The following is a 7,299-nucleotide window of genomic DNA, read 5'->3' as shown; positions in this document are numbered from 1 at the left end:
CGTCCTTTTTGGACGGGCGGGACGCCCATCCCACAATAACAATTAAAATTGTAAGTTATTTAATTCGCGATCCTAAGTATGCGTTCCCAGCCAGAGTCTGGGAACGAGAAAAAACGATTTTTCTCGTTTTGTAGGAGTGCGAGTCCCCCTCGCTTGTTTGCCTATATATCAAGTTGGTAACGTGTAGATTGCACATTCCGCGCTAAGGTGCGATCGGAATTCTGATAGCAAATTCCGTGCCCTTGCCCAATTCCGAATTACAATATAATTCGCCTTTGTGTCTTTCTACAATAATTTGATAGCTAATTGACAAACCCATTCCCGTGCCTTTGCCAATGGGCTTGGTAGTAAAAAATGTATCGAATATCTGCTGTTTGACTTCCTCAGTTATTCCAGGGCCGTTGTCGGCAATTTTAATTTCTACAAAATTGCCGACAACTTCCGTACCAATCATAATCTGGCTGGGATTTTCTAGCATTTCTCGACAAGTTTGCCTACTGTTGGCATCTTCTAAAGCATCGATCGCATTGCTGAGAATATTCATAAAAACTTGATTTATCGGCCCGGCAAAACACTCGACAGGTGGCAAGTCTCCGTATTGTTTTACAATTTGAATTGGTGGCTTTTCTGCGTTTCCTTTCAAACGGTGATTGAGAATTAACAGCGTGCTGTCAATACCTTCGTGGAGGTTAACGGGTTTCATCTGTGAATCGTCGTGTCGCGAAAAGTTCCGCAGCGACTGCACAATCTGGCAAATCCGCTCGACACCAACGCTCATTGAAGATAGTATTTTAGGTAAATCTTCAGCTAAAAAATCTAGATCATTTTTTTCTCTTTGCTCTTGAATTTCTGCGACTGGATTAGGATAGTGTTGTTGATAGAGTTCGAGGTGATCGAACAAGTCTTGAGTATAATTGGTCAGATGAGCGAGATTGCCGTAAATGAAGCTGACTGGGTTGTTAATTTCGTGAGCGACGCCGGCAAGTAGCAATCCCAAACTAGACATTTTTTCGCTTTGAACTAATTGGGAATTAGTGGCTTTTAGTTGCTCCAGTGTGGCTGCTAGTTGAGCTGCTTGTTCTCGGCTTTGTGCTTCGGAATTATGCAAGGCTTCTTCGGCTTGTTTGCGCTCAGTGATGTCTCTCTGTACGCCAATAAAATGAGTTAATTGGCCCATTCGATCGCGCACGGGAGATATGGAGAAACAATTCCAGAAAGCGGTTCCATCTTTGCGGTAATTCTTTAATATTACCTTGCATTCGCTTTCTGCTTGCAAGGCTTGGCGAATTATTTCTACTGCCGCCGGATCCGTATCGCTTCCGTGCAAAAATCGGCCGTTTTTTCCGATAATTTCCTGCCGCCGATAACCTGTCATGCTTTCAAATGCGGGATTGCAATAAATAATTGGATTTTCGGGGTCAGTGGCGTCAGAAATCGTAACTCCGGTGCTAGTAGCTGCGATAGCTCGATCGTACAACCAAAGCATTTCTTCTGCGCGCTTGCGATCGGTAATGTCCCGCAGCGTAGCTAAATAAGCCATTTCTCCGTCCCATTCCGTTTCCACCACCCGCATTTCTACTACAGCATTTGCTTTTTGCTTGCGAATAGCTTCAACTTCTGTTTGCACGACGCGAGTTCCTGGTGCTTCTGTTTTTCCAACTTGGGGAATAATATCCGTCGCCATCTCAAGGTCACAAGCGGAAACTTCTACTACTAAATTGCCAAAAAATGCTTGCCCTAAAAGTTCATCTGCGGTGCAGTTAAACAGCGCTTCTGCTGACTGGTTGGCAAAACAGACAAGTCCTAGCTTGTTAACGATTGCGATGCCGTCGGCATTTTTTTCGATCACATTCCTAAACCGAGATTCGCTAGCTTTCAAATCCTGCTTTAGCTGTTCCATTGCTCGCTCCATCTGCTGCAATTCGCACAAACTAACACTATAAGCTTCGGAAATATTGGTCTCTGGTGAATTCTGGATTCTTTTTTTTGAAATCTGTTGGTAGCCTGTTCTATTAGTCAGATTGGGAGCAGTTTGTTTATGATTCCTGCTAATATTACTGAGCTTATTTTCTGGATCTGCTTCTTGAAAAAACATATGTTAACCCTACCAAATTATTGTTTAGATTAATGTGTGGCGATCGCCCTATTTTTCGGGAAATTTAGGGAGAGAGCAATTTACACCCGATGCTAGCACATTACTTTTAGAATTCATCATAAAACATCGTTAAAATTCAAGAGCGATCGCCCTATAATTATCTATTAAGTTTTATTAAGTAATTTCAACAACATTGACACTTACGTAGCGACACGAACTGTGGAAGCTGGATATGGCTTCAATCCCCCTCGCACTCACAAAATAATCAGTTCCACGCGCAAGTTCTAGATATCTAGAAACCACTGGTCAGTATAAAATATTATATAAATTTGACAAAAAATATGGTCACAAATAAGCGAACTCATCTTTGATTATTAAAAATAATCATAATTAGCCATGACCAAATCATCTCCCTGCGGGCCGATTTGGTATAGAATATAACCTATCTATTTTTGCGATCGCAACTTCAAACCAATGGCACGTCTAGCACTTCTGAGCACATCCAATAAAACCGGACTAATCGACTTAGCGCGCAGTCTAGTAGAAGAATTTGAATTTGACATAATTAGTAGTGGCGGGACAGCAACGGCTCTCAAAGAAGCAGGCATCCCAGTCACCAAAGTTGCAGAATATACTGGTTCCCCCGAAATTTTGGGAGGGCGAGTCAAAACACTTCACCCACGAATCCACGGTGGCATTTTAGCACGCCGCGACGTACCGGAAGACCTCGCAGATTTAACCGCAAATCAAATTCGGGCGATCGATCTAGTTGTAGTCAATCTGTATCCCTTTGAAGAGACAATTTCTAAACCAGGAGTTACTCTAGCAGACGCAATTGAGCAGATAGATATCGGCGGGCCGGCAATGTTGAGAGCTTCCGCCAAAAACCATGCTCATTTGACAGTTTTGTGCGACCCAGAACAGTACAATACTTATTTAAAAGAACTGCGGGAAAATGGTGGCGAAGCATCCTTAGAGTTTCGGCAAAAATGCGCTCTAGAAACCTTTAAACATACAGCCAACTACGATCGCGCGATCGCAACTTATCTCAGCAGCAGCCAATCCGCTGAAAAATCTTCGCTACCAGACGAGTTTAATTTATCAGGAAAAGAGTTGCAAACTCTCCGCTACGGCGAAAATCCCCATCAAGCCGCCACCTGGTATCAAAGCGGAACTACACCGACAGGCTGGACGACTAGCACCATCCTGCAAGGCAAAGAATTAAGCTACAATAATTTAGTAGATTTAGAAGCAGCAAGGCGGCTAATCGTAGAATTCCCCGACACACCTGCCGCCGCTATTCTGAAGCACACAAATCCTTGCGGTACAGCCTTGGGAACAACTATTTCTGAAGCTTATCAAAAAGCCTTCGACACCGATTCAGTCTCAGCTTTCGGCGGAATTGTCGCCCTCAATCGCCCGATTGATGCTGCTACCGCAACGGCGTTAACTCAAACATTTTTAGAATGTATTGTCGCGCCGGGGTGCGAGCCAGAAGCAGAAGAAATTATCAAAAAAAAGGCGAAAGTTCGAGTATTAATTTTGCCAGATTTGACTCAAGGGCCGCCACAAACTGTTAAAGTTATTGCAGGCGGTTTGCTGGTGCAAGACTCAGATAATATAGTAGAAGAAACTAGCAAATGGCGGGTTGTTACTGAGAAACAGCCGACGGCGGGAGAGTTGGAAGAATTGCTGTTTGCTTGGAAAGTAGCGAAACACGTCAAATCTAATGCGATCGTTGTGACGCGCGATCGCACTACAATCGGTGTCGGCGCCGGACAAATGAATCGCGTGGGTTCGGTTAAACTAGCATTGGAACAAGCAGGAGAAAAGAGCAAAGGAGCGATTTTGGCTAGCGACGGTTTCTTCCCCTTCGACGATTCCGTAAAAACGGCGGCTGAGGCGGGCATAATTGCGATCGTCCAACCGGGAGGAAGTATGCGCGATCGAGATTCCATTGAAGCCGCCAACCAACTCGGAATCACAATGGTTTTCACTGATATCCGCCACTTCTTGCATTAGGAATAAGACCTAAAGCAATTTTCAATTGTGTGCCATATTGTAGGGATACAATAGTGTTTATTGGTCTTAACTTAAGTCGGAAATTATTTGTATCTCTGGTTTTACTCTAAGTCTCGATCCCCCTAAATCCCCCTTAAGAAGGGGGACTTTGAGAAGAATCCTTTCCCGTCTTAAGACGGGAGACTTTGACACTCTTGTCTCCCCCTTAACAAGGGGAACTTTTACACTCTTGTCCCCCCCTTTTTAAGGGGGGTTAGGGGGGATCGGGAAGGCTATGACACCAATCAACACTGTTATGTCGTACCAAATTCCCAGTTGCGTCCTTCAAAAATTATGACTAGCACAATTCAACCGCAAATTAAACCCCAAGACATAAAAGTCAAAATCCTGCTCACCGGGGGACATCAATGCACCGTCACCCTCAAATCTGATACACCATTATTGCACAGCCTGATCAAAACATTAGTCGATCGCACCCAACAAACACTGGGTTTTTCGCCCTTATTTCAAATCCCCATAGACGACGGGCGTTCCGCCCTTTCTTTTCCCGGCGAACACCTAGTCGGATTAGTCACAGAACCCCCAATTTACTTGCAGCAACTGCAACCGCAGCAGCCTGCAACTCCTGTAGAAATTCCCGCCGAAATTCCCGCCGAAATTCCCGCCCCTGCGCCGCCTGTAAATGACGACTTAATATCTCGCTACGCCCAAATAGACAACTTTTTGACCCCTGCCGAAAAAAACAAACTCCTTAAATATGTCTTAGCAAAAGAATCAGAATTTGTGACAACCAGCACCTCAACTAATGCCGAAGACTACCGCCGTTCGATGGTACTCCACTCGTTCCCCGAATTTTCCGAACTGATGGTTAATCGCATCAAAGCAATTCTCCCCGACGTGCTGCAAAAATTAAATATTCCCTCATTTCCGCTTGGTGAAATAGAAGCTCAGTTAACCATGCACAATGACAACAACTTTTATAAGCTTCACAACGACAGCGGCTCTCCAGATACCGCCACCCGGTTTTTCACTTACGTTTACTATTTCTATCGAGAACCCAAAGCTTTTTCAGGTGGCGAATTGCAAATTTACGACAGCAAAATTGAGAACAATTTTTATGTTGCAGACAAGACATTCAGAACTGTTGAACCTCGCAATAACAGCATAGTATTTTTTCTGAGTCGCTATATGCACGAAGTTTTGCGAGTTAGCTGTCCCTCAAAAGCTTTTGCTGATAGCCGATTTACTATTAACGGCTGGGTACGTAAAGCAAATTGAGGTTAATATCATGTCGGGTCGAGCTACCGCGATTTTTGTAGGGGCGGGTTCCACCAACCATAATCGCCAATAATTGACAATCTCAAAAACCCGCCCCGACCGGGATATTATGGTTAATCGATCGGACATGATATAATTCATTGTCCGGGACGCACTAATCACCTAATTATGTCATTCTGAGTGAAGCGAAGAATCTCAAATTATTGCCACACCATTACAATGGGTAAGTCCCGATATCTGATACCAATTTCATAAAGTTATGCTACATAGAAAGTTTTACTCCCCCCCTTAATAAGGGGGGGTTGGGGGGGTAGATATGTAGCGCTATTTTATGAATTTGGTAGGAGATTCTTCACTTCCCAAAGCCTACCCTCAGAATGACAGAATTATCTTACTCAAAACTATTTCATTCTTACTCCAGTGCTCCAGCACTTTTGAGCAATTTTACCACACTGGAATAACCCTTAAACTCAGCCAGCATTAAAGCTGTATAATTTCCCGGATTTTTGTGGTTTAGTTCTGAACCAGCATCAATTAAAATCTTTACTGCATCAGGATAACCCCGATGTGCGGCCCACATTAAAGCAGTTGCGCCCGAATCATCCAGCACGTTGACATCGGCACCTTTTTCGACTAATAATTGGACGATCGCCATATAACCGCGATCGCACGCCTTCATTAAAGCCGTTTTCCCCAAATCCGCCGGGACATTGGGATCAGCACCGCCCTCAAGCAAAGCCTTCACAGTCTCGGTATGTCCGTGAAAAGCAGCCAGCGTCAAAGCCGTCTCCCCAAAGTTTTTCGCATTCAGAAACTCATCCCGATTTGAGTTTACTTTTTGCAGCAAAGCCGATACGATCGCACTGTGGCCGTGAACAGCCGCCACCAGTAAAGGCGTATCGCCCAACCTATTTCTAGCACCGACACTAGCACCTCGGTTTAAGAGCAATTCCACCACATCTTCGCAGCCTTCAACCACCGCAAAATTCAAAGCAGTTTCATCATCTTTATCCTTAGCGTTGATATCCGCGCCAGCATCGAGTAAGATATGGGCGATCGGCGCATTTCCCCCAGCAGCAGCAGCCATCAAAGCCGTGCCCCCATCTCCATTTTTTACATTCGCATTAGCACCCGCACCAAGCAAAGTTTGCACCACATCAGTATTGCCAGAATCCGCAGCCAAAGTTAAAGCAGTTTCTCCGTTTTTGTCGGGAATTTCGACATCAGCACCAGCAGCCAACAGCGCCTCGACAACAGCCAAATTTCCCGCCGTCGCAGCCAGCATCAAAGCAGTTTTGCTCTCTAGATTTTTAACATTAGCATCCGCCCCACACTTGAGCAAAATTCGCACAATTTCAGCGCTACCTTGACGGACAGCTAAAAACAGCATAGAATTCTCAGCAACCGCACCCGCATCCACCAAAGCTTTGACAACAGCTTCGTGACCCGATAAAGCAGCTATTTTCAGAGCAGAATCTCCATCTTTATCTCGGACATTTACATCAGCATTAGCATCAAGTAACATCCGCACAACATTGATATCTCCTTTGAGAGAAGCCGCCATCAAAGCCGTACTTCCATCATCATTTTTAGCATTAACATCAGCACCCGCCGCCAGCAACAGTCGCACAGAGTCAGCCTGTTTGTGAGCCGCCGCCAGCATCAAAGCCGTTAGCCCAAAACGCCTGCTCACCTGGTTGACATTAGCGTCATTGTTTAGTAAACTACGCACGATTTCTGTATAGCCCTTTTGGGCAGCAAACATCAAAGCCGTCGTCCCCTCAGAGTCTTTGGCGTTAGCGTTAACACCCTTAGCGAGTAAAGCTTGGACGTGAATAATGTTGCCAGTCTTGGCGGCTTGAATCAATACAGCGTCTTGTTTAGTGGCAGCCATAATAGTCTCT

General features: G+C 44.9%; 4 protein-coding genes. 2 read left to right on the top strand and 2 right to left on the bottom strand.

What is annotated here, in order from left to right; all coding sequences use genetic code 11:
• Positions 1-202: 202 nt before the first annotated feature.
• On the bottom strand, positions 203-2,095 hold the full coding sequence (locus QUB39_RS15290; protein WP_333209466.1) for a PAS domain S-box protein: 1,893 nt from the start codon (positions 2,093-2,095) through the stop codon (positions 203-205).
• A 474-nt stretch (positions 2,096-2,569) separates the two neighbouring features.
• Between QUB39_RS15290 and purH the strand changes: the two genes are divergently transcribed.
• Together purH and QUB39_RS15280 are read left to right on the top strand one after the other, a co-directional pair.
• Positions 2,570-4,117, top strand: coding sequence for a bifunctional phosphoribosylaminoimidazolecarboxamide formyltransferase/IMP cyclohydrolase (gene purH, locus QUB39_RS15285; protein WP_333054049.1), 1,548 nt, complete (start codon positions 2,570-2,572; stop codon positions 4,115-4,117).
• Between the two features lie 333 nt (positions 4,118-4,450).
• Entirely contained in the window at positions 4,451-5,395 is a 945-nt protein-coding gene (locus QUB39_RS15280) for a 2OG-Fe(II) oxygenase (protein WP_333054048.1), read from the top strand.
• A 412-nt stretch (positions 5,396-5,807) separates the two neighbouring features.
• Here the strand turns inward: QUB39_RS15280 and QUB39_RS15275 are convergent, their stop codons facing one another.
• The gene (locus QUB39_RS15275; protein ID WP_333054047.1) at positions 5,808-7,289 is read right to left on the bottom strand and encodes an ankyrin repeat domain-containing protein; all 1,482 of its coding nucleotides are present in this window, start codon (positions 7,287-7,289) and stop codon (positions 5,808-5,810) included.
• Between the last annotated feature and the right edge of the window lie 10 nt (positions 7,290-7,299).

Source organism: Microcoleus sp. AT8-B5 (assembly GCF_036705565.1).
In the GTDB taxonomy this organism is placed as follows: domain Bacteria; phylum Cyanobacteriota; class Cyanobacteriia; order Cyanobacteriales; family Microcoleaceae; genus Microcoleus.
Note: the sequence above shows the minus strand (reverse complement) of the source record. Positions and strands in the feature narration are given on the sequence as shown.